This window comes from Alphaproteobacteria bacterium (assembly GCA_040218575.1).
In the GTDB taxonomy this organism is placed as follows: Bacteria; Pseudomonadota; Alphaproteobacteria; order JAVJRE01; family JAVJRE01; genus JAVJRE01.
In genome coordinates, this window is the sequence record JAVJRE010000007.1 from 464,789 (window position 1) to 486,841 (window position 22,053).

Here is a 22,053-nt window from a genome sequence, read left to right on the forward strand (position 1 = left end):
CTCCCGATCTGGCGCCTCGAAACACAGGGGAAACACGCCAGTGTCCCGTGCTTTATCTGGGCCAATGGCGGCATCCGTTCAAGGCAGGGGCGCCGCGACAATCAGCCTCGCCGCATCGCCGGGCCGGCAGGGCGGGCCGGCCTTTGACGGCGGCTCGCTCAGAGGTTGCTACTCGCCGCCGCCCAACGCGTGCACATAGACCGCCAGTTGCTTGACCGTTACCTCGTCCAGCCGGTCAATCCAGGCCGGCATCACCCCGGCGCGCCCGTTCGTCACGCTCTCGATGATGCTCCCCCGGTCGCCGCCATACAGCCACAGGGCATCGGTCAGGTCCGGCGCGCCAAGCTCCCGGTCGCCGGTGCCGGCCGGGCCGTGACAGGCGACACACTGCTCGGCAAAGACAACCGCGCCGCGTTCTGCCGCCGCCTGATCAAATCCGTCCGCCGCCGTCTGACCCGACAGGGCCAGCACGTGGGCGGCCACATCGGCGATTTCCTCGCGGCTGAGAATGTCCAGCGTGCCGAACGCGGTCATGTCGTTGAGACGGGTCTCGGGATGGTCACTGCGGATGCCGAAGCGGATGCTTGTCTCGATGGCCTCCAGACTGCCACCCCACAGCCACGAATCGTCGTTCAGATTGGGATAGCCGGCACTGCCCTGCGCACCCTGGCCGTGGCACTGTGAACAATTGACGGCAAAGGCGGAGCGGCCGCCGGCAATGGCAAACTGGCTGAGGTCACCGTCCTGGCGGATTTCCTCCAGGCTGGACTGCAGAACCGCCTGGCGCAGGCCCGATTGCGCCGCCTGCGCGCTGGCAATGGCCTGCATGACCTCCGCCCGCTGCGAGTGACCCAGTACGCCTTCGGTATAGCTGTTGATCAACGGCCACGACGGGTACAGAACCCAATAGCCGATGGCGAACACGATGGTCGCGTAGAACGTCCATGTCCACCAACGCGGCAGTGGGTTGTTCAGCTCGCGAATGCCATCCCATTCGTGACCGCTGGTGCCCACATCGGCGTGTTCGCCACGCGGCCCCGGATCGCGATCGGACCGGCGTTGGTCAGACTGTCGCGCCATGCTCACCTCTCTCCATCAGACACTGGGCGGTCAGACCCTGGCCGGCCATGACGAATATTGCTGCCATCGGTTTCGCTTTCGTCCCCCGGCTCGCCCGTGGACTCTTCCATCGGCAGTCGCGCCGCCCGCTCGAAACGGGCCTTGTTGCGCGGCCAGAAGACATAGACCAGGACGCCGATGAACAGCGCGATGAAAAAGAACAGGCCGAAGAATCCGGCGAAGGCCCGTGCACCGTCATAGGTCATATTGCCGCGTCATGCTCCCCGCCCCGCCACTGTCGCCAAAGGTCAGCGCAGATTGTCTTCAAGCTCGAATGTCTGAAAATCCACCAGGGTGCCCAGCATCTGCATATAGGCGATCAGGGCATCCATCTCCGACACCATCGCCGGATTGCCGTCGAAATTACGTACCTGCGCCTTGGGATAGCGCGCCAGCAGTCCGCTGGCGTCGGCCGCCGGATCGGCCTGCGCGCGCAGGTCGTCCGCCGCCTGCGCGATCATTGCATCGTCATAAGGCACACCCACCGCCCGGTTGGCGCGCAGATGCGCTTCGACGTCACGGACCCGAACCGGCCGCTCGGCGAGGAACGGATAGCCCGGCATGATCGATTCCGGCACCACGCTGCGCGGATCGACCAGGTGCGCCACGTGCCAGGCGTCGGAATAGCGCCCGCCGACACGGGCCAGGTCCGGCCCCGTCCGCTTGGAGCCCCACTGGAAGGGGTGGTCGTACATGCTCTCCGCGGCCAGCGAGAAATGACCGTAGCGTTCCACCTCATCGCGCAGGGCGCGGATCATCTGACTATGGCAGTTGTAGCAGCCCTCGCGGATGTAGACGTTGCGACCGGCCAGCTCCAGCGGCGAATAGGGCCTGACGCCCTCCACCTTCTCGATGGTGCTTTCCAGGTAGAACAGCGGCGTGATCTGCACCAGGCCGCCAATCGCCACGGTGACAAGGATGCCGATCAGCAGGACGATGGAATTGCGCTCAAGGCGGGCGTGGCTGAACATGTCCGCCTCCCCTACGCCGTCGCCAGGGCGGCCGGGCGACGCTGCGCCGCCGGCTCCGGCACGTCACCGCGGATCGTGCGCCAGATGTTGTAGACCATGATCAGGGCGCCGATGAGGAACAGCGCGCCGCCGGCGGCCCGGATCAGATAGAAAGGATGCATCGCCTCGACGGTCTCCACAAACGAGAACTCCAGGAAGCCCAGATTGTCATAGGCGCGCCACATCAGCCCCTGCAGGATGCCCGACACCCACATGGCGGTGATGTAGAGCAGGATGCCCATGGTGGCGATCCAGAAGTGCCAGCTGACCAGCCGCAGGTTGTAGAGCTCGCGCCGCTTCCATAGCTGCGGGATCATCACATAAAGCGCGCCGAAGCTGACGAAGGCGACCCAGCCCAGTGCCCCCGAGTGCACATGGCCGATGGTCCAGTCGGTGTAATGGGACAGGGAATTGACGGCCTTGATGCTCATGACCGGGCCTTCAAAAGTGCTCATGCCATAGAAGGCGACGGAGACGACCAGCATGCGCAGGACGGGATCGGTGCGCAGCTTGTCCCACGCGCCGGACAGGGTCATCAGGCCGTTGATCATGCCGCCCCACGACGGCATCCACAGCATGATTGAGAAGGTCATGCCCAGGGTCTGCGCCCAATCCGGCAGGGCGGTGTAGTGCAGGTGGTGCGGTCCGGCCCAGATGTAGAGAAAGATAATGGCCCAGAAATGGACGATGGACAGGCGGTAGGAATAGACCGGCCGGTTGGCCCGCTTCGGCACGAAGTAATACATGATGCCGAGGAAACCGGCGGTCAGGAAGAAGCCGACCGCGTTGTGGCCGTACCACCACTGGGTCATGGCGTCGGTGACCCCGGCGAACAGCACATAGCTCTTGGCGCCGGTCAGGCTCACGGGAACCGCCATGTTGTTGACGATGTGCAGCATGGCCACGGTGACGATGAACGCCAGGAAGAACCAGTTGGCCACATAGATGTGCGGTTCCTTGCGTCGCCACAAGGTGGCCAGAAAGACCAGCAGATAGGCCACCCACACCAGGGTCAGCCAGATGTCGGCATACCACTCCGGCTCCGCATACTCCTTCGACTGGGTGACGCCCAGCAGATAGCCGGTGGCGGCGATGAGGATGAACAGGTTGTAGCCGGCAACCACGAACCATGGCGCGATTTCACCGGCCAGACGGGCGCGGCAGGTGCGCTGCACCACATGGAACGACGTGGCCAGCAGCACGTTGCCACCGAAGGCAAAGATCACCGCCGAGGTATGAAGCGGCCGCAGCCGGCCGAAACTGGTCCACGGCAGGTCAAAGTTGAGGACCGGAAAAGCCAGTTGCAAGGCGATCACCAGGCCCACGGCGAATCCCGCCACTCCCCAGAACAGAGCGGCGAGAGAGGCGAACTTCACCACCGCATCATTATAGTCGGGCCGCTCGCCGGTGCGCCGCGGCGGCGCCGATCCACCGGCGGTGTGCAGCCGGATCAGAAAGAAAATGCCGCCAACCGCGAACAGCAGGAACAAAAGGCCATGGAACTGCATGGCCGGATCGTCACCGCGGCCGAACAGGATCAGCCCGAGCACGGCCCCAATCATCAGTGCCCCGCCGGTCAGCCAACTGGCTGCCGGATGTACTGCCGTCGCCTGCATGTGCCTTGTCCCCTTACCCTGACTCTGAACGGCAACCGTTGCCCCGAACCGCCCGCCCGCAGGGCGGATCCGCGATCTGCTCCGTTCAATAGCGCCCTGCTATAACGATTCAAGCCCCCAAGGCGACTGACATAGATCAATTCCGGCCGGTACGTGCTGCCTGCGCCGATCAGTCGCGCCGTATTATGCCCGCGTCCGGCCAGGTGTCACATGCGGTGCAGGAGGCGATACCACCGCCGTCGCCGCGCCCGGCCCGCTATCCTCTTCATCGTCGCGCGACGGCAGGGCCAGGGCCATGGCCGCCCGCCGGCGCCAGACACGCGCGAACACCGCTGCGGCCGCAATGCCGGCCGTGGCAAGCGCCGGTCCGACGCCGATGACCTCCGCCAGCGCCCCCAGGCCAAGCGCGCCACCGGCCCCGGCGACGCTTTGCAGCAGATGCTGCGCGCCGACCACGCGGCTGCGCATGGCGTCGTCCACCGCGGTCTGGACAAGCGTCATGGCGCCGGTGCGAAAGACGGTTTGCGCGCCGCCGAACAGGATGATGAGCAGCGCCGCCGGCCAGAACAGCGGGCTCAGCGCAAACAGCGTGGCGGCGCCGGCGAAGAGGGCGAAAGCCGCCAGAACCAGGGCCAAAGTGCCCTCCAGCCGGCCGCGCACCGAAAGCCACACCGCCGCCGCCAGCGCGCCAAAGCCGGACAGGGTCTGCAGAATGCCAAGCCCCGCCTCGCCGCGGCCATGGACCCCGTCGGCGATGACCGGCATCAGGCTCTGGGTCGACTGAAACAGCAGGCCGGCGAAGAAGGCCAGCACCAGCAACGGACCGATGCCCTTGTGCGCCACCGCATAGCGCACCCCGTCGCCGACATCGCCAAACAGGCTGCGGCGCACCGCGGGCCTCGCCGCCGCATGTTTGACCGTCAGGCGGTACAGCGACACCAGATAGATGGCGTAGCCTGCGGCGTTGGACGCAAAGGCATAGCCCGGGTCGGCGGCGATCATCCAGGTGGCCAGTGCCGGGCCCACAAAGAAGGCGGTGGACCCGATGGCCGAGTTGAAGGCGATGGCCGCCGGCAGGTTTCGCTTCGCCGACAGATGGGGCAGCAGCCCGGAAAAGGACGGCATGTAGAGCGCGATGACCACGCCGTGCATGGCCACCAGCACCAGCAGGCTGGCATAGGTCATGGACCCGCTGAAGGCCAGCGCCGCCAGAAGCGCCGCCTGGACAACCCCCAGCCAGGCCGAAATGATGACCATGGTCAGGCGGTTGAGCCTGTCGGCCAGGGCGGCGAACAGCGGCCCCAGCACGATCACCGGCACCAGATCGAGAAAGCCCGCGACGCCGACCAGGAACGGCGAGCCGGTCAGCTCCCACGCCACCCAGCCCGTCGCCAGGCGCTGTCCCCAGAAAGTCAGCCAGGACGCGGTATAGCCGACCGTGTGTATGCGGTAGTTGCGGTCCTCCAGCGCCCTGCCGATACTGCCCAACCGGCTGCTGATGGTCATGGGGTCCTCCGCCCGCGCGGCCGCCTGTCGCGCGCCGCCCGCAATCTGGCGCTCAACCGGGGCGGCAGCGCAAGCGCGGGCGTCAGGCCGGCACGGCTGCCCGCAGCCGCTCGTTCTCCGCCGCCGCCAGTCCGCCGTCCTGCGCCGCCTGGCCGATCGCCGCCCAGCTTGCCTCGTCCATGGGGATGCCGTCGCGCCGGCGACGCTCGCGGGTCTCGCGCTCCACCTCGCCCGGCAAAAGCACCCGATGGCCGGGCACAAGCGGCCGCGACGAGGCGACCCAGTGGAGAAACCGGCCGACTTCCGCTTCATAGGCCGCTTGATCGCCCAACCCGTCCGGTCGAATAAAGACCGACAGCATGTTGTTGGCCAGTCGCCGCACACCGGCGCGGGTGGAGCCGCCGCCGGTGAGCGCTCCGGCCAGCAGATCAACCATGACGCTGAGGCCGGAGCCTTTGTGCAGGCCAAAGGCTGTCAACGCCCCCGGTGGCTCCGTATACAACGCCGCCGGATCGCGCGTCGGCCGGCCTGCCGCGTCATACAGCGCGCCGTCGGGTACCGGCTCGCCGCGGCTGCGCGCGACCATCGCCTTGCCCTCGGCGATGAACGACGTGGCGGCGTCATGGATCACCGGCGGCGCGTCCTGGCGCGGCAGGCCGATGACGATGGGGTTGGTGGACAGCCGCGCGTCGCTGCCGCCGAACGGCGCCACCCGCATACCGGCGCCCGTGGTATTGACGAAATGCAGGCTGGCCATGCCATCGGCCGCCGCCAGTTCGGCCCAGGCGCCAATGCGCCCAAGATGGCCGACATTGGTCAGTGCCACCAGCGCCACACCCGACTGGCGGGCGCGGGCCACGCCTTCCGCCACGGCCCGGTGGCCGATGGCCTGGCCAAGGCCGCCATCGCCATCCAGTACCGCCAGCGTCGCCGACTGACGCAGGAGTTTCGGTCGGGCGTTGAAGGTCAGCAGGCCGTCACGGGCATAGCCCACATAGCGCGGGATGCGCGCCACCCCGTGCGAATCGTGGCCCGTCAGATTGGCGTCCACCAGGTGGGCCGCCACCTGGTGGGCCTCGTTCCCGTCCGAGCCAAGGGCGCGGAAGATGGCCGCCACATAGGCTTCCAGATTGTCTGCCCGCAGCCCCAAGACCACTGCCATTTCTGCCATCTCCTGTTCCGGCCCTGCGCCGGCCCGGCCCCGATTGCGCCAGCCCGTGCCTGCCCCCAGACTTGGCGCCTGTCCACAGTCGCAACCGGGAGACCGCCGCGCAATGGTCCGCAAGACCGATACCATACTGGCCCATGCCGGCCGGCACCCGTTTGCCCATCACGGCGTGGTCAACCCGCCGGTGCTGCGCGCCTCTACCGTGCTCTACCCGACCATGGCGGCCATGGCGGAGAATCTGGCAGCCTATGATGCGGGCGGCAAGCGTACGGTCTATGGCCGTCGTGGCACGCCGACCATTCACGCCTTCGAAGAGGCCTTCGCCGCCATTGACGAGGCGCAGGCGTGCTTCGCCGTGCCGTCGGGCATCGCCGCCTTCGCCTACGTCCTGACGGCGCTGGCCGGCGCCGGCGATCATGTGTTGATCAGCGATGCCGCCTATTTGCCGGTGCGCCGCTTCGCCGACACCTGGCTGCGCCGCGCCGGCGTGGACGTCGCCTATTATGATCCCCGCGCCGGCGGCCACATTGCCGGTCTGATGCGCCCGACGACGCGGCTGGTCTATGTGGAATCGCCGGCCAGCCATACATTCGAGATGCAGGATATTCCCGCCATCGCCGCCGCCGCCCACGCCGGCGGAGCACGTGTGGTCATGGACAATTCCTGGGCTACGCCGCTGTTCTACCGGCCGTTCGATCATGGCGTGGACGTAGCGGTCTATTCGGCCAGCAAGTATATCGGCGGCCATGCGGACCTGTGCATGGGCGTGATCGCGGCGCGGCACGAGCTGGCGGCAACCCTGCGTCAGTGCATCACCGACCATGGCGCCAATGTGGGACCGGATGATTGCTGGCTGGCGTTGCGCGGGTTGCGCACGCTCGGCGTGCGGCTGCGCCGGCACCAGGCCAGCGGCCTGCGGCTTGCCCGCTGGCTGGCTGGCCAGCCGGCGGTGGCCCGGGTGCTGCATCCCGGTCTGCCGGGCCACGACGACCATGGCCTGTGGCAGCGCGACTGGCTGGGCGCTTCGGGCCTCTTTTCCGTGGTCCTGAAGCCGGCAACCGACGTCGCTCTTGCCGCCATGGTGGACGGCATGACGGTCTTCGCGCTGGGCAGCTCATGGGGCAGCTATGAAAGCCAGATTCTGCCGGTTCACCCTGCACGCGACCGTAGTGTGACATCATGGGTCGCCGAAGGCCCGGTCCTGCGGCTTGCCGTCGGCCTGGAAGACCCTGACGATCTGCAGGCCGATCTTGCCGCCGGCCTGGCCCGCCTGTCTGCCGCCGGAGACGCCCCATGACACGCATCACCACCATTGCCGAGCTGGAGGCCATCTACGGCCAACCCGGCGAGACTTCCACCATCAAGGAGGTGGATCACATCACCGACCACTATGGCGCGTTCATCGCCGCCTCGCCCTTCGTTCTTCTGGCCAGCGGCGGGCCCGAAGGGCTCGATTGCTCGCCACGCGGTGACCGACCGGGATTCGTTCGCGTTGCCGACCGGCAAACCCTGATGCTGCCGGACAGGCGCGGCAACAACCGGGTGGATTCCCTGCGCAACATCGTGCGCGATCCGCGCGCGGCACTGCTGTTTCTGGTGCCGGGCAGCGGCACCACATTGCGCGTCAATGGTCGGGCCCATCTCGCCACCGGCAGCGCCTTGTGCGACTCCTTTGCGGTGGATGGAAAGGCTCCACGCTCGGTCATCGTGCTGGACGTACAGGCGGTGTATTTCCAGTGCGCCCGTGCAATCCTGCGCGCCGATCTGTGGAACCCGGCCCGCCATGCGGACCCCGATACCCTGCCGACGCCCGGCCAGATTCTGGCTTCGCTCAGCGACGACAGGATCGGCGGCGCTCCCTATGACCAGGAATGGCCGGGCCGTGCCGCCGCCACCATGTGGTAGGCCGGGCGCCACAATGGACCGGGCTATGGTGCAGGGCTGCGACCGATTGGCGCTGCTCCCGGCGCACAAGCATCGGCGTGATAAAATCATGCCCATGAGCATGACCAGCGAAACTGTCGCCCGCTGGCGCGGCGCGCGCCTGCCCCGCTACACCAGCTATCCGACCGCGCCCCATTTCACCGATGCGGTCGACCATACGGTCTATGGCCGGTGGCTTGCCGGCATAGGCGACGGGACGCCGCTGTCGCTCTATGTGCATGTGCCGTTCTGCCGGGCCATGTGCTGGTATTGCGGCTGCCACACGAAAGTAAGCCGCAAGGCGGAGCCTGTCAGCCGCTATGTGGGGACCCTGGAACAGGAAGCGCGCCTGGTCGCCGGCTGCATATCCACTGCACCGGTTGTCCGCCACCTGCATTTCGGTGGCGGCACACCCACCATCATGCAGCCGGACGAAATGCGCCACCTGATGACCGTGCTGCGCACCCTGTTCCAGTTCGCCGATGATGGGGAAGTGGCGCTGGAGATTGATCCCCGCACACTGACCTCTGCGATGGCCGATGTCCTGGCCGACTGCGGCTTCACCCGCGCCAGCCTCGGCGTACAAAGCTTCGACCCCGCCGTTCAGACGGCGATCAATCGACTGCAGACGCCGGACGAGACCAGCGCCGCCGTCTCCGCTCTGCGAACGAGAGGCGTCACCGCCATCAATTTCGACCTGATCTATGGCCTGCCCCATCAGAGTGTTGAATCGTGCCGGGACACGGTCGCCCGCTGCCTCGCCATGGCGCCGGACCGCCTGGCCGTCTTCGGCTATGCCCATGTACCGGACTTCAAAAAGCATCAGCAGCGAATTGACCCGTCATGGCTGCCTGACGGCGGCGCCCGCCAGGACCAGGCCGAAGCTATTGCCACCGCGCTGTCTGCCGCGGGCTATGTGCGGATCGGCCTCGACCACTACGCTCTTCCCGATGACCCTCTCGCCCGCGCCGCCGCGACCGGCCGGCTGCATCGCAACTTTCAGGGCTATACCGTCGATGATTGCGAAACGCTCATCGGTCTCGGCGCATCGGCAATTGGCCGCACGGCGCACGGCTATGTGCAGAATCATGTGCCCATGGGACGCTATGCCGCCCACATCGCCGACGGTCACCTGGCCACCGCCCGTGGCTACCAGCTCAGCGCCGAGGACCGTCTGCGTGGCGATCTGATTGAGCGCATCATGTGCGATATGAGCGTCGACGTGGCGGCCGTATGCCGCCGCCATGGTCGCGACACGACTGTTGCGGCCGATGCACTGAGCCGGCTGCAGCCGCTGGCCGCCGACGGCATTGTCCGTCTCGACGGGAACCGCGTGTCGGTCGCCGAGGATGCCTGGTTCCTGGTGCGCGCCGCGGCGGCGGCCTTCGACGCCTACCTGCCGGCCAGCCCGCGCCAGCACTCCCGCGCTGTCTGAGCCCATGCCGGGGTGGCCCGGGCCCTACTGGTGATCGCGAGGCACCCGTACGTTCCAGGTCCGGCTGAAGACCCGCGTTTCCCCCTCATAGGCATCCACGCTGGCGCGCAGCAAAAAGTCCTCACTGGTCGCCGTCAGGTGCGAACGGATGCTTGTCCTGACATCCCATTCGCCGCGAAGGAAGCGATGGGTCTGCTCCGCTTCGCTGGAGGCCGACTGCGCGTCACCCTCAAAGATCGAATGAGTCAGATAGCCGCCCACATCCTCTTCAAGGTCCACGTCCAGGTGGCGGGTGCGGCCCCGGTCACGCCGCCGGATATAGCGCGTCTCGCCTGTCACGGAGTTGAACTCCGTGCGATGGAAGGGTTCCGGTGTGCGCAGGGCCACATGCGCGTTCTGCGCCACCGCTTCCGGCTGCGCAAACGGCTCCAGGCTGTCGTCCAGCGCCGGATCCGCCGGCCGCACCGGCAGCCGGACCTCACTTTTCCCGCCATACAGGGTCAGCGCCACCGGTTCCGGCGATGGCCAGGCGATGGGCCAGTAGGTGGTAGATACGGCGATGCGGACACGGTGACCGACCGGGAAGGCGTGGGCGATGTGGCACAGCTTGACCTGCACACGATAGCGTTTGCCAGGCTCAGTCGCCTGCGGAAACTCACTGCCATCACGGTGGGACAGGTTGAGCAGGCCATAGGAAACCCTGAGTGAGCTGCCGTCCGGCGCCACATCGTTGAGCCGCACGGCAACAAACGCCTGTCGCCGGTCGACGCTGAGGTCGAGGGTGACCACCGGTGCGCCCAGTATCTCCATGCGCTCCGCCAGCGGCGGCGAATCAAAGGACAGTGACAGCCCATCCTCGCTACGCTGGTCATCGCTCATATCGGGGCCGCGGCCGTACGGGCACCAGTCGGCGGCCTTCAACCCAAGCTCCTGCGGCGTGGTGGCGCTGTGTACGCTTTCCGCGGTTTCCCCGTCGCTCAGTCCGTCGGCGCCCAGATACAATGTGGCCGGCGTCAGCCCCGGCGGCGGCCAGGCGGTTTCCGCCACCCAGCGGCCCGGCCATTCGCCATAGCTCCGTCGCGGCGGCACATGGTCCTGCATCCACAGGCGCAGCATGGGCTCGTCCATCACGCCCGTATCTTCGCCCTTCAGCCAGTGGTCCCACCAGCGCTTTGCCTCCTGCAGGAAGCCGATGGCCGGCCCCGGCCGCGCCATATGGGGAAAGGCGTGGGCCCACGGACCCACCAGCGCCTTCTTCGGGCAACTCAGATTCTCGATCATGGAAAAGACGGAATTGGTGTAGCCGTCGGCCCAACCGCCCACCGCATAGACCGCACAGGTAATGTCCGAATAGTCTTCGCAAACGCTGCCGTGACGCCAGTAATCATCGCGCCGCTGGTGGTGCAGCCATATCTCCATCGGCAGGGTCATCTTCTCCAGCCGGTCCAGCCACATGGCCCGCCAGCGCTCGCCCACCACCGTGGGATCCGGTGGCCGGGTGGTGTTGGAAAAGAACTGGTTGCCCCAACCCATATTGCCGTCGATCCAGCAGCCGCCCATGAAATGGCAGTCGCCGTGATAGCGGTCGTCGGTGGAGGCGATGGTGATGATCGCCTTCAGGGCCGGCGGCCGCAGCGCCGCCACCTGCAGGGAATTGAACCCGCCCCAGCTTATGCCCCACATGCCCACATTGCCGGTGCACCACGGCTGGGCGGCGATCCAGGCGATGACCTCCACCGCGTCCTGCAACTCCGGTCGGTCATACTCATCGAGGATGACGCCTTCGGAATCGCCGGTGCCGCGCACATCCACGCGCACACCGGCAATGCCGTGGCCAGCCAGCCAGGGATAGGTGACGGAGTCGCGGCCGGTAGTGCCGTCACGCCGGCGGTAGGGCAGATACTCCAGAACTGCCGGCACCGGCGCGGCGGCGCTCGCCTCTTCCGGCAGCCACAGCCGCGCCGCCAGCCTGGTGCCGTCCTTCAGGGTGATCCACTCGGTCATGATCTCGCGCACGCCGTGCGGCAGGTCTTCTGGCTGGCGATAAAGCATGATGGAGGTCCCCTGTTGTGACCGCGGCGGCGGATCGGCCTCGCGGAATCCGGCTATGAACCGGGATTGAGAAGGCTGGCCGCCGAGTCGTCAAGCCTTGGCCGATGAAGCCGGCCTCACCCGGCTCGCTGCGTCGGGCCGTGAACACAACCCCGCCGCCGGCCAGCGGCGGCGGGCGGGCCACGGGCCGGTCCTAGCCCTGATAGGTCATGAGCGCGAAGTTATAGGCGCCGCCGGGGCCTACAGGATCACCGACAAAGCGACTCCAGGCGCGGATGGCCGGTTCGTGGGTGATCCAGACATAGGCGCCCGTATCCTCCATGATGTCGCCGAGTCGCGTATAAATCTCGTTGCGCTTCGCCGAATCGGTTTCCCTGGTCCCCTGCTCATACAGGGCGTCAAATTCGGGATCCGACCACCGCTCCCAGTTCCAGACGCCGACCTGCGAGCTTACGAACCACTGAAAATGGTCGAACGGATCGGCCGTCGCTGAATAGCCCATGATCCACAGCTGCAGGTCCTTGTATGCATCGCCCTTGGATTCCTGCCCCATGTTCCAGAAGGGGCCGGCGTCCAGCGGGATCACTTCAACCGCGATGCCGATATCAGCCAGTTGCTGCTGAATGATTTGTGCTGATGTCACATTTTTCTGCTGGTTGAGAACCTGAAGCGTCAGGCTGAGATCACTCACCCCGGCCTCCGTCAGCAGTCGGCGGGCCTCATCCGGATCGTAGGCGTAGGCGGTGGAGGTCCGGTGCCCAAGCAGCCCCGGCGGGACGATACCGTTCGACCGCGGCGCCATCCCGCCATAGGACGCCTGCAGAATGACCGACGGGTCGATGGCCCGCTGAATGGCCTTGCGCACGCGAACATCCTGCAATTTCGGATGTTCGGTATTCATGCCCATCCAGGTGTAACCTTGGCCGGCGATGGCTTTCATAACTGAGTTGCGGGGCGGATTGTCGCGCCAGCGTTCGGCCGTCGAGGGGGTCACCTCCGTAAGGTTGACCTCACCGGCCTCGAACGCCAGCTCTGCTGCGTTGTCGTCCTCCACCAGCAGATAGTTCACAACCGCGAACTCGGCTGGACGGGCCGTCCAGGACGGATCGCGCGTGAAGGTGATCTGCTGATTGGGTGTCCACTCATGGGTGAAGGCACCCAGCGTCGAGGGAATCTGCGTCGTGAATTGGCCGCCGACCGCTTCCGTCGCCGAGCGGCTGACGATGGCGCCCGAAGCCGCAGCCAGCGCCGTCAGCCAGATTGGCGCGAAGGGATAGTTCAGAACGATTACGCCATTGTATTTGTCAGTGACCTCAACATGGCTTACCGCCTCCCAGCGCCCGGACCATTCTGATTCCTTGAGCCGCTCAATCGAATATTTGACGTCGTCCGCCGTGAATTCGCCATGGCCTCCCGACCACATCAGCCCGGGTCGAAGCGCGAAGGCAATGTTGAGATCGTCGGTCTGCTCCAGCCGGGTGACAAACTCCGTCGGCTGCCACTGCCATTCATCGCCCGGCGCGACACGGGCCAGCGCCGGCAGCACGGCCAGTTGGGTGACGTACTCCGCGCCACCGACCATATAGCCGGGATCCAGCACCTGAATGTCCCGCGCCATGCGGACCGCGACAGGTTGATCTGTCGCCGCCGCCGCCGTCTCGCCAATGCCTCGTCCCGTTAACCCGCTCGCCAGGACACCAGCGCCGACCGCTGTCGCTCCCGCGAGTACCTGCCGTCTCGATATCTCAAGAGTCTTCATGGCCATGCCCCCGATGGATTCAGACAGTGCACTTTTTATTCCTGAACGGAAATCATGGGCGCGTTTACAGCGCCAGACAATGCGGAATCGGAGCAGACCCACAGGTAATCATGCCGAGAGCCAATCCGCCCACCATGGCGCCGACTCAAAGGCTGGTATCTGAATACAATCAAAGAGTTGACCTGGCCGGTCGGCCGTGGTGGCGCAATCCGAAGTGGCAGCGGGGGGCCAGCGGCGGATCACGACTGCCGCTTGGACCCGACCAAACCGCGCCCAGGCGAAACGGGCTCAGACCAGACGACGGGGGATCGCCCGCAGCCAGGTGCGGCTGAATACCGGCGTGTCGCCTTCAAAGGCCTCAAGGTCGGCCTTTATATGAAAATGGGTGGCGTCGGAGGTCATCAGCGAACGGGTCACCGTGCGCACCGACCAGTCGCCGCGTTCAAAGCGCATGGTCGTCCAGTATTCCGAGCGCGCCGAATCGGTGCGTTCATCGGTTATGGACAATTCACGCCACGAATCCTCACCAAACACCCAGCCATCGCTGAGCTGGACGAGACCGGTGTCGGAACCGCTGCGTATGGTCACCCGGCCACTGGCCACGTCGCGCTCCACGGCCAGCGGCCGGTTGCGCCGCGGAGTCATCTGGCGTCGCGGCGCCAGCGCCGCGTGCTCCGCCGGCGGCAGGTCGGCCAGCCGTTTATCCGCCGCGGACGGCCGTCTGACCGGCAGGTCCAGCGACCCCTCGCCCGGCGTCACCGTCAGAGTCACCGGTTGCGGCGAGGGCACGACGATGGGCCAGTATGACGCGCTGACCGCCACGCGGATGCGGTGACCAGCCGGGAACCGGTGGCCGGCGTTCTTCAGGTCAAAGCGCACGGTCACCGCCTCGCCGGGAGTCAGGGCTTGCGGTCTTGACCGGCTGTCCCGGTGGGTCAGGTTGAAGGGCGACCAGGTGACCCGCAGCGCGCGACCGTCCGGCGCCACGTCCATCAAGCGCACCACCACCATAGCCACCGGCCGGTCGGCGGCCACGGTCAGGCTGATGGTCGGCGCCCCCAGAATCTCCAGCGGCTCGTCCAGCGGCGCACTGTCGAAGACCAGGCTTCGCGCGTCGTCGGGCCGCTGGTCTTCCGGGTGCTCCGGTCCGTCATCGCCGTGGGCGCACCAGTTGAGGCAAGTCAGGCCGACGGTCTGCGCCGGCGGCAAAACCAGAGGCGGGCCGGCTGCCGGTCTGTCGCCCAGGCCATCGGTGTTGAGGTGCAGGGTGCGGCTTGCAGCCTGCGGAATCGGCCACGCCGGCTCCGCCACCCAGCGGCCCGGCCGCTCAAGCTGCACCGCCCTGGGTTCCGTCCAGTCCTCCATCCACGCCCGCAGCATGGGCCGGTCCATCACCCCGTTCGCCTCGCCCTTCAGCCAGTGGTCCCACCACAGCAGGGCATCCTGCAGGAATCCATAGTCGGGCTTCGGCCAGGCCTGATGGGGATACTGATGGCCCCATGGCCCGATAATGCCCTGGCGCGGCCCCTTCAGATTGGCCAGCAATTCAAAGACCGCATTGGTATAGGCGTCGGACCAGCCGCCGACCGCGTAGCATGGGGTCTCGATGGCGCCATAGTCCTCGCACACCGAACCGTGCCGCCAGAAGTCATCGCGATGCTGGTGGGCCAGCCATTCCAGGACCCATGGCGCGCCAGCCTCCAGTCGTTCGAACCAGCGGGTGCGCCAGCCCGCGCCAGCCAGGTCCGGGTCGGGCGGCCGGGCGTTATAGGCGAACATGGTATCGGCCCAGCCCAGATTGGATTCCAGCAGGCAGCCGCCCATGAAATGAATGTCGTCGGCGTAGCGATCCACCGTCGAATAGACCGAGATGATCGCCTTCAGCGCCGGTGGCCGGCGCGCCGCCACCTGCAGCACATTGAAGCCACCCCACGACTTTCCCATCATGCCCACGCTGCCGCTGCTCCACGGCTGCGCCGCCAGCCAGGCGATGACCTCCAGGGCGTCGTCCTGCTCCTGCTTGACATACTCGTCCAGCATCACGCCGTCCGATTCGCCGCTGCCGCGCAGATCGACGCGGATAGCGGCATAGCCGTGGCTGGCCCAATACGGATGCATGGCCTCGTCGCGGCCGGCCGTGAAATCACGCTTGCGGTAGGGGATGTATTCCATCACCACCGGCACGCGACTGTCCGGCCCGGCATCCTCCGGCAACCACAGACGGGCGGCCAGGCGGGTGCCGTCCGCCAGGGGAATCCACAGGTGCGGGACTTCACGGATGCGGTGCGGAAAATCGGTGCGCACCGTTGGCGGTGAGTTTCTGCGCTTGGTCATGGCGTCCCCCTGCCCTGGCGAGCCCATCTTGCCTTACCCGGCCGGGCGGTCAAACTGGTCTCGCGTCACCAGCGGGAGAGGAGCGCCAAATGGCCGAAAGCCTACGTCCGGTGCGGGAAATCATGACCGCCTGGATTCCCATGGCCGATGGCGTGCGGCTGGCCGCCCGGCTGTGGCTGCCGGCAGATGCTGGCGACGACCCGGTGCCGGCGGTGCTGGAGTTCCTGCCCTATCGCCGGCGCGATGGTACCGGCCCGCGCGACCGCATCACCTATCCTTGGTTCGCCGCCCGCGGCATCGCCGGTGTCCGGGTGGACATGCGCGGCAGCGGCGATTCCGACGGGCTGATGACCGACGAGTACACAGCCCAGGAACATGCCGACGCCGTGCAGGTCATCGCCTGGATCGCCGCCCAGCCGTGGTGCACCGGCAATGTGGGCATGATGGGCATAAGCTGGGGCGGCTTCAACGCGTTGCAGGTGGCCGCCCTCAACCCGCCGGCGCTCAAGGCGATCATCACCTGCTGCTCGACCGATGACCGCTACAGCGACGATGTCCACTACATGGGCGGCTGTTTGATCGAGGCCAATCTGCGCTGGGGCAGTCAGTTCCTGACCGGCCTTGCCCGGCCGCCTGACCCTGCTGTGGTGGGCGATGCCTGGCAGGCCATGTGGGCCGACCGTCTGGCCAATGTGCAGCCGCCGAGCGCTCTGTGGCTGGCCCACCAGCGGCGCGATGGTTATTGGCGCCATGGCAGCGTCTGCGAGGACTATGCCGCCGTGCGCTGTGCCGTCTATGCGGTGGGCGGCTGGGCCGACGGCTATACAGACGCGGTTGCGCGCATGCTCGAAGGCCTGTCCTGCCCGCGCAAAGGGCTGATCGGGCCGTGGGGCCACCAGTATCCCCATAACGGCCGGCCCGGCCCGCGCATCGGCTTTCTCGAGGAAATGCTGGCCTGGTGGAAACACTGGCTGGCCGGCGAGATTACCGGGGTCATGGACGGCCCCCTGTTGCGCGTCTGGCTGCAGGACCCGGTGCCGCCGCGGGCCGATTATGATACGCGGCCCGGCCGCTGGATCGGCCTTGATGATCCGGCTGTCTTTCACAGCAACCGGCAGGACTGGCGCTTGGATGCCGGCGTTCTGACGCCGCCTGCGGCACCGGCCGGCGCGCCATCCAACAATCCGCCGGTGACCATCCGCACGGTGCAGACGGTTGGCATTCACTCCGGTGCCTGGTGCGGCTTTGGCCGGGCCGATCATCCAACCGATCAGGCGCCGGAAGACGCGCTGTCGGTGTGCTTCGACTCGGCGCCTCTGGACGCGCCGCTCAGCCTGGTGGGCACGCCGGCCCTTACCTGCCGGCTTAGCGCCGACCAGCCCCAGGCCAACCTTATTGCCCGCCTCACCAGCGTGGCGCCGGACGGGACCAGCCTGCGCCTGTCCTATGGTGTGCTCAACCTGACCCATGCGGCCGGCCATGCGACGGCCCGGGCGCTTGTCCCCGGCGCGCCGGTTGAGGTCCGCCTGCGCCTGCATGATCTGGCCGAGGTAGTGCCGGCCGGCCACCGTCTGCGCCTGGCGCTCTCCACCACCTGCTGGCCCACTGTCTGGCCATCGCCGGTGGCGGCCTCCGTCACTCTCGACAGCCTCTCGGCCCGCCTCCATCTGCCGGTGCATGAGCCGGCGCTGGAAAGCCGGCGACCGTTGCCGGACTTCGCGCCGCCACAGGACGAAACCCCGGCGCGGGCGGCCCATGGCCGCGACATTCGCTTCGACCCCGCCAGCGGTGCGGCCGCCTTGCACATACCCTTCGGCAGCGGCAACAGCGAGGTGCGGCACGACGATCTGGACCTGACCGTCAGCAGCGGCGGTGACCTGGTCTATTCGGTCGAAGCCGATGATCCCCTGACGGCGCGGGCGGTCATTACCGGCAGCCACCATCTGCGCCGTGACGGTTGGGACGCGCGCATCGACTCACGCCACGAAATGTGGGCAACGGCCGAGGACTTCCGCCTTCTCGTCCATCTGGAGGCGCGCGCCGGCGGCGAGGTCGTGACGCGACGCGACTGGGACCTGACGATCCGCCGCGACAGCGTGTGAAGGCTGGCCGGACCGGCTCAGGCGGCGACCGGCCGGCCGCCCAGAGGGAAGTGACAACGCACCCAGTGGTCGTCGCCGATCAGACGGCGCTCCGGCACTTCCCGGCGACAACGGTCCTGGGCGTAGGGACAGCGCGTGTGGAACTCACACCCGGCCGGGCGCTGGGCCAGGCTCGGCACCTCGCCGGCAATCGACACCAGGTCGCGCCGCTTGTCCGGGTCCGGCTGCGGCACGCCCTGCAGCAGGGCCTCCGTATAGGGATGGGCCGGGCTGTCGAAGATGCGATCTGATTCCCCCTGCTCCACAAAGCGGCCGAGATACATGATCGCTAGCCGGTCGCTTACATGGCGCACCACCGGCAGATTGTGGGTGATGACCAGATAGGTCAGGTTCAGCCGGTCCTGCAGATCCGCCATCAGATTGAGAATCTCGCCCTGCACCGACACGTCGAGCCCGGCCGTCGGCTCATCAGCAATGATAAGTTTCGGCTCCAGCGCCAGCGCCCGGGCAACACCCACCCGTCGCGCCTGGCCGCCCGACAGCTCGTGCGGATAACGGCTGACGAAATCCGCCGGCAAACCGACCATGTCCAGCAGGCGGCGCGCCTCCTGGTCCAGATCCTTGTCTTTGATGTGGTGAATGCGAAAAGGCTCGGTGATGATGGACTTGATGGTCAGACGCGGGCTGAGCGACGCCACCGGGTCCTGGAACATCATCGCCACATTGCGACGGATCGCTTTGTACTGACGCCCTTTCAGGCCGGTAATTTCATCGCCGTTGATGCGGATGGAGCCGCTGTGCGCCCGAACCAGACCAATGATCGCCCGGCCCAGGGTCGTCTTGCCCGATCCCGATTCGCCGACCAGGCCATAGGTCCGACCCGCCTGCAGCGTCAGGGAGACGTCCAGCACCGCATCCAGCCAGGGATCACTGGTACCGGTCAGCAGCGCCTGCAGGCGGCTCATGCTGCGAAACCGAACCCGCAGATCGTTGATTTCCAGCAGCTCAGCCACCGACCGGCTCCACTATCCGCGCCCGCGCGGGATCCAGCAGGTGACAACGCGTCACATGGCGGGAATCGGGTCCATCATCCGCAAGCGGCGCCGGATGGTCGGCTGGCCGCTGCCCGGCGCAGGGTTCGAACGCCTGGGGACAGCGATCGGCGAAGACGCAGCCCGTGGGAATGAGGTTGAGGTCGGGCACTTCGCCCGGAATAGTCTGCAGATGGCGGGTCCGCTCCATGACCCGTGCCGGGTCACACTCCAGCAGCGCCTGGGTATAGGGGTGGCTCGGACGATAGAAGATATCCCGCACACTGCCCTGTTCCACGACCTCGCCGGCATACATCACCACCACGAAATCGCACAGCTCGGCGATCAGGCCCAGATTGTGCGAAACAAACAGAACCGATGTCTGAAACTCCTTCTGCAACTCGCGGATCAGGTGAATGATCTGCGCCTCCATGGTGACGTCCAGTGCGGTGGTCGGCTCGTCGGCGATCAGCAGTGACGGGTTCATCAGCAGCGCCATGGCAATGGAGATGCGCTGCCGCATACCGCCGGAGAACTGATAGGGATGCTGGTCAATGCGCTGCTCGGAGTCGGGAATGCCAACCCGCTGCAGCATGTCGATGGCGACCCGTCGTTTCTCCGCCTTGGTCATATTGCGACGGTACTGAATGTCCACCATCTGCTGGCCGATGGTGATGACCGGGTTCTGCGCGGTCATCGGGTCCTGGAACACCATGGAGATGCGTTCGCCGCGCAGGGCGCGCAGCTCAGCCGGGCTGAGCTTCAGAATGTCCTGCCCCTCGAATATCACTTCGCCGCTGACCACATCCGCATTGTCGGCCAGCAAGCGCATGGCGGCGGAAATCACTGTCGTCTTGCCGCAGCCGGACTCGCCAACGATTCCGACGGTGCTCTTTTCCGGCACCGAGAAGCTGACGTCGCGCAGGGCATGGACATGGCCACGCGGCGTCTCGAAATCGATCGACAGGTTGCGGATATCGAGAACGTTGGCCACGGGCTATCGGCCTCGCCGCAGCTTGGGATCGAAAATATCGCGCAGCGATTCGCCAAGGAAGGTAAAGCCGAGCGTCACCAGAACCAGCGGAATACCGGCGGCGATCACCACCCACGGCGCCACCCGCAGAATCTGCCGGCCTTCCGACAGCATGTTCCCCCAGCTTGGCGTCGGCGGCCGGATGCCGAGACCAAGGAAGCTGAGCCCGGCCTCCACCGTCACCACCACCGGCACATTCATTGCCGCCAGGATCAACAGGGGGCCGACGATATTGGGCAGCACATGGCGGACCAGGACACGCCCGGCGCCAGCGCCCAGCGACTGTTCCGCCAGGATGAACTCCGTATTGCGCAGCGCCAGGGTCTGGGTTCTGGCAATGCGTCCGTAGTTCGGTATGAAGTTGATGATGATCACCAGAATCACCATGAACAGGCTGGGTTGGGTCAGCGAAATGATGGCTAGCGACAGAACGATGGCCGGGAAGGAGTTGATGGTGTCGAACACCAGCAACAATGCACTGTCGAGCCAGCGCGGGCCGTAGCCGGCGATCATGCCCAGCATCAGTCCGGTCACCAGGCTGACGGTGACGGCCACCGCCGCCACCTGCAGCGCCACCCGCCCGCCGAAGAAGACCCGCGTCAGCACGTCCCGCCCAAGCTGGTCGGTGCCGGCCGGATGGGCCAGCGATGGCGGCAATTGCCGCTCGATCTTGCCGTCCACGATACTGATGCGCGACGGCTCATAGGGCGTGAGCATCGGCGCGAAGATCGCCGTGCCGAAGAACACCACTACCAGGATCAGACCGGTCAACCCCATGGGGTCGCGCAGCAGACGACGGAAGGGGCCAGCCGATTTACCGTCGGGCGCGGGTGCCGCTACGGGGTCTCCGGCGACCACCGCTGGCGGTATGCTCTTAGAGGGACTGTCGGACACGGGGATCCAGGGAGGCGGCGATCAGATCGGCGACCAGCACTGCGCCCAGATAGATGAAGGCGGTGACCAGGACCGCCCCCTGCACCACCGGGAAATTGCGCTGCAGGGCATTGTCGACGATCAGCTTGCCAAGACCGGGGCGTGAAAAGATGGTCTCGGCGAAGACCGTGCCCACCAAAAGACCGCCGATACCGACACCGATCAGCGTCACCGTCGGCAGCACCGCCACCTTCAGGGCATAGCGATAGGAAATCGTGCGATGGCGCAGGCCAAAGGCGCGGGCGGCGCGGATATAGTTCTCACCAAGCACCTCCAGCATGGAGGCGCGCACCATGCGCGCCAGATAACCGACCCAGCCAAGCCCCACGGCGAAGGCCGGCAGCACTAGATGCCAGGCCTGGTCCCAGAAATCTCCCGCCTCGCCGGCGCCGATCACCGGAAACAGGCGCCATTCCACGGAGAACAGCAGCAGCACCCAGATGGACACCACAAACGACGGCACGGCGATGGCGCCGACAGAGACAACGCCGGTCACCTTGTCCAGCAGGCTGTTGCGGCGCACGGCGGAGAAGCAGCCAAGCGGAATCGCCAGCACCGCCGCCCAGCCCAGCGCGGACAGGCCAAGGATGACCGTCTTCGGCAGCACCTGGCCGACCATCGCCGACACCGGTCGGTCGGAGAACACGTCGCGGCCCAGATCGCCCTGCAGCACGTTGCCGATAAACTTCGCGACCTGCACATAGATTGGTTGGTCTAGCCCCATCTTGGCGATGTATTTGGCCTGGATTTCCGGTGTCGCCCGGGTGCCTAGCGCGATGGATACCGGATCGCCCGGAATCAGGTGAATCAGGCTGAACAGCAGCAGCATGGCGGAGAAGGCAATAATCACCGCCAGGCCGATGCGTCGGATGGCGTAGATCAGCATGCTGCCCCGTGGATACGCAGCCTGGCCCGCTGGTCACCGAGACTCACCTCTGGCAGATACACCCCCGGCTGACGACTCACCCTGCCCCCCGTCCCAATCTGTCCGAACCTGCCGATTCCCGGTCTGGCCCCAATGGGTCATCATGC

At 66.4% G+C, this 22,053-nt stretch carries 17 protein-coding genes; 4 read left to right on the forward strand and 13 right to left on the reverse strand.

The window, feature by feature from the left end; translation table 11 throughout:
• Window positions 1-168: 168 nt before the first annotated feature.
• The 6 genes from ccoP to RIE31_11605 all read right to left on the reverse strand — a co-directional run bounded on the left by ccoP (window position 169) and on the right by RIE31_11605 (window position 6,413).
• Entirely contained in the window at window positions 169-1,080 is a 912-nt protein-coding gene (gene ccoP / locus RIE31_11580; protein MEQ8641224.1) for a cytochrome-c oxidase, cbb3-type subunit III, read from the reverse strand.
• A 2-nt stretch (window positions 1,081-1,082) separates the two neighbouring features.
• Window positions 1,083-1,325, reverse strand: a complete 243-nt coding sequence (locus tag RIE31_11585; GenBank protein MEQ8641225.1) for a cbb3-type cytochrome c oxidase subunit 3 — start codon at window positions 1,323-1,325, stop codon at window positions 1,083-1,085.
• Window positions 1,326-1,367: 42 nt separating this feature from the next.
• Complete coding sequence (ccoO, locus tag RIE31_11590; GenBank protein MEQ8641226.1) at window positions 1,368-2,090, reverse strand: cytochrome-c oxidase, cbb3-type subunit II; 723 nt, start codon at window positions 2,088-2,090, stop codon at window positions 1,368-1,370.
• Window positions 2,091-2,101: 11 nt separating this feature from the next.
• A complete protein-coding gene (ccoN, locus tag RIE31_11595) occupies window positions 2,102-3,745 on the reverse strand; it encodes a cytochrome-c oxidase, cbb3-type subunit I (GenBank protein ID MEQ8641227.1) in 1,644 nt (547 codons plus the stop codon).
• Between the two features lie 183 nt (window positions 3,746-3,928).
• Complete coding sequence (locus RIE31_11600) at window positions 3,929-5,251, reverse strand: MFS transporter (protein ID MEQ8641228.1); 1,323 nt, start codon at window positions 5,249-5,251, stop codon at window positions 3,929-3,931.
• A gap of 82 nt (window positions 5,252-5,333) precedes the next feature.
• Window positions 5,334-6,413 carry a malate/lactate/ureidoglycolate dehydrogenase gene (locus tag RIE31_11605; GenBank protein MEQ8641229.1) on the reverse strand — a complete coding sequence of 360 codons (1,080 nt, stop codon included), beginning with the start codon at window positions 6,411-6,413 and terminating at the stop codon, window positions 5,334-5,336.
• 112 nt (window positions 6,414-6,525) lie between these two features.
• On the opposite strand from RIE31_11605, the gene metC reads away from it, so the two are divergent.
• From metC to hemN, 3 genes are all read left to right on the forward strand, one after another.
• A complete protein-coding gene (gene metC, locus RIE31_11610) occupies window positions 6,526-7,716 on the forward strand; it encodes a cystathionine beta-lyase (protein ID MEQ8641230.1) in 1,191 nt (396 codons plus the stop codon).
• Window positions 7,713-8,324, forward strand: coding sequence for a pyridoxamine 5'-phosphate oxidase family protein (locus tag RIE31_11615; GenBank protein ID MEQ8641231.1), 612 nt, complete (start codon window positions 7,713-7,715; stop codon window positions 8,322-8,324). The genes metC and RIE31_11615 overlap by 4 nt, the downstream gene beginning before the upstream one ends.
• Window positions 8,325-8,412: 88 nt before the next feature.
• A complete protein-coding gene (hemN, locus tag RIE31_11620; GenBank protein MEQ8641232.1) occupies window positions 8,413-9,777 on the forward strand; it encodes an oxygen-independent coproporphyrinogen III oxidase in 1,365 nt (454 codons plus the stop codon).
• 24 nt (window positions 9,778-9,801) lie between these two features.
• Here hemN and RIE31_11625 read toward each other — a convergent pair whose 3' ends face one another.
• The 3 genes from RIE31_11625 to RIE31_11635 all read right to left on the reverse strand — a co-directional run bounded on the left by RIE31_11625 (window position 9,802) and on the right by RIE31_11635 (window position 15,922).
• Window positions 9,802-11,829, reverse strand: a complete 2,028-nt coding sequence (locus RIE31_11625) for a CocE/NonD family hydrolase (protein MEQ8641233.1) — start codon at window positions 11,827-11,829, stop codon at window positions 9,802-9,804.
• A gap of 193 nt (window positions 11,830-12,022) precedes the next feature.
• Entirely contained in the window at window positions 12,023-13,588 is a 1,566-nt protein-coding gene (locus tag RIE31_11630; protein ID MEQ8641234.1) for an ABC transporter substrate-binding protein, read from the reverse strand.
• Window positions 13,589-13,876: 288 nt separating this feature from the next.
• Entirely contained in the window at window positions 13,877-15,922 is a 2,046-nt protein-coding gene (locus RIE31_11635; protein ID MEQ8641235.1) for a CocE/NonD family hydrolase, read from the reverse strand.
• A gap of 89 nt (window positions 15,923-16,011) precedes the next feature.
• Between RIE31_11635 and RIE31_11640 the strand changes: the two genes are divergently transcribed.
• The gene (locus RIE31_11640; GenBank protein MEQ8641236.1) at window positions 16,012-18,024 is read left to right on the forward strand and encodes a CocE/NonD family hydrolase; all 2,013 of its coding nucleotides are present in this window, start codon (window positions 16,012-16,014) and stop codon (window positions 18,022-18,024) included.
• A gap of 17 nt (window positions 18,025-18,041) precedes the next feature.
• On the opposite strand, the gene RIE31_11645 is transcribed toward RIE31_11640, so the two are convergent.
• The 4 genes from RIE31_11645 to RIE31_11660 are packed head-to-tail and all read right to left on the reverse strand — an operon-like array spanning window position 18,042 to window position 21,907.
• Window positions 18,042-19,037, reverse strand: a complete 996-nt coding sequence (locus RIE31_11645) for an ABC transporter ATP-binding protein (protein MEQ8641237.1) — start codon at window positions 19,035-19,037, stop codon at window positions 18,042-18,044.
• Window positions 19,030-20,049, reverse strand: a complete 1,020-nt coding sequence (locus tag RIE31_11650) for an ABC transporter ATP-binding protein (protein ID MEQ8641238.1) — start codon at window positions 20,047-20,049, stop codon at window positions 19,030-19,032. The genes RIE31_11645 and RIE31_11650 overlap by 8 nt, the downstream gene beginning before the upstream one ends.
• Before the next feature lie 3 nt (window positions 20,050-20,052).
• A complete protein-coding gene (locus tag RIE31_11655; protein ID MEQ8641239.1) occupies window positions 20,053-20,982 on the reverse strand; it encodes an ABC transporter permease in 930 nt (309 codons plus the stop codon).
• Window positions 20,963-21,907 (reverse strand): ABC transporter permease, encoded by a 945-nt coding sequence (locus RIE31_11660; GenBank protein ID MEQ8641240.1) that lies wholly within the window; start codon window positions 21,905-21,907, stop codon window positions 20,963-20,965. Before RIE31_11660 ends, RIE31_11655 begins: the two co-directional genes overlap by 20 nt.
• Between the last annotated feature and the right edge of the window lie 146 nt (window positions 21,908-22,053).

Coding starts and splice junctions, on each gene's coding strand:
- RIE31_11640 (MEQ8641236.1), top strand. CDS start 16,012: ATGGCCGAAAGCCTACGTCCGGTGCGGGAAATCATGACCGCCTGGATT.
- RIE31_11625 (MEQ8641233.1), bottom strand. CDS start 11,829: ATGCTTTATCGCCAGCCAGAAGACCTGCCGCACGGCGTGCGCGAGATC.
- RIE31_11660 (MEQ8641240.1), bottom strand. CDS start 21,907: ATGCTGATCTACGCCATCCGACGCATCGGCCTGGCGGTGATTATTGCC.
- RIE31_11630 (MEQ8641234.1), bottom strand. CDS start 13,588: ATGAAGACTCTTGAGATATCGAGACGGCAGGTACTCGCGGGAGCGACA.
- ccoN (MEQ8641227.1), bottom strand. CDS start 3,745: ATGCAGGCGACGGCAGTACATCCGGCAGCCAGTTGGCTGACCGGCGGG.
- RIE31_11600 (MEQ8641228.1), bottom strand. CDS start 5,251: ATGACCATCAGCAGCCGGTTGGGCAGTATCGGCAGGGCGCTGGAGGAC.
- metC (MEQ8641230.1), top strand. CDS start 6,526: ATGGTCCGCAAGACCGATACCATACTGGCCCATGCCGGCCGGCACCCG.
- ccoP (MEQ8641224.1), bottom strand. CDS start 1,080: ATGGCGCGACAGTCTGACCAACGCCGGTCCGATCGCGATCCGGGGCCG.
- hemN (MEQ8641232.1), top strand. CDS start 8,413: ATGCCCATGAGCATGACCAGCGAAACTGTCGCCCGCTGGCGCGGCGCG.
- RIE31_11615 (MEQ8641231.1), top strand. CDS start 7,713: ATGACACGCATCACCACCATTGCCGAGCTGGAGGCCATCTACGGCCAA.
- ccoO (MEQ8641226.1), bottom strand. CDS start 2,090: ATGTTCAGCCACGCCCGCCTTGAGCGCAATTCCATCGTCCTGCTGATC.
- RIE31_11605 (MEQ8641229.1), bottom strand. CDS start 6,413: ATGGCAGTGGTCTTGGGGCTGCGGGCAGACAATCTGGAAGCCTATGTG.
- RIE31_11635 (MEQ8641235.1), bottom strand. CDS start 15,922: ATGACCAAGCGCAGAAACTCACCGCCAACGGTGCGCACCGATTTTCCG.
- RIE31_11585 (MEQ8641225.1), bottom strand. CDS start 1,325: ATGACCTATGACGGTGCACGGGCCTTCGCCGGATTCTTCGGCCTGTTC.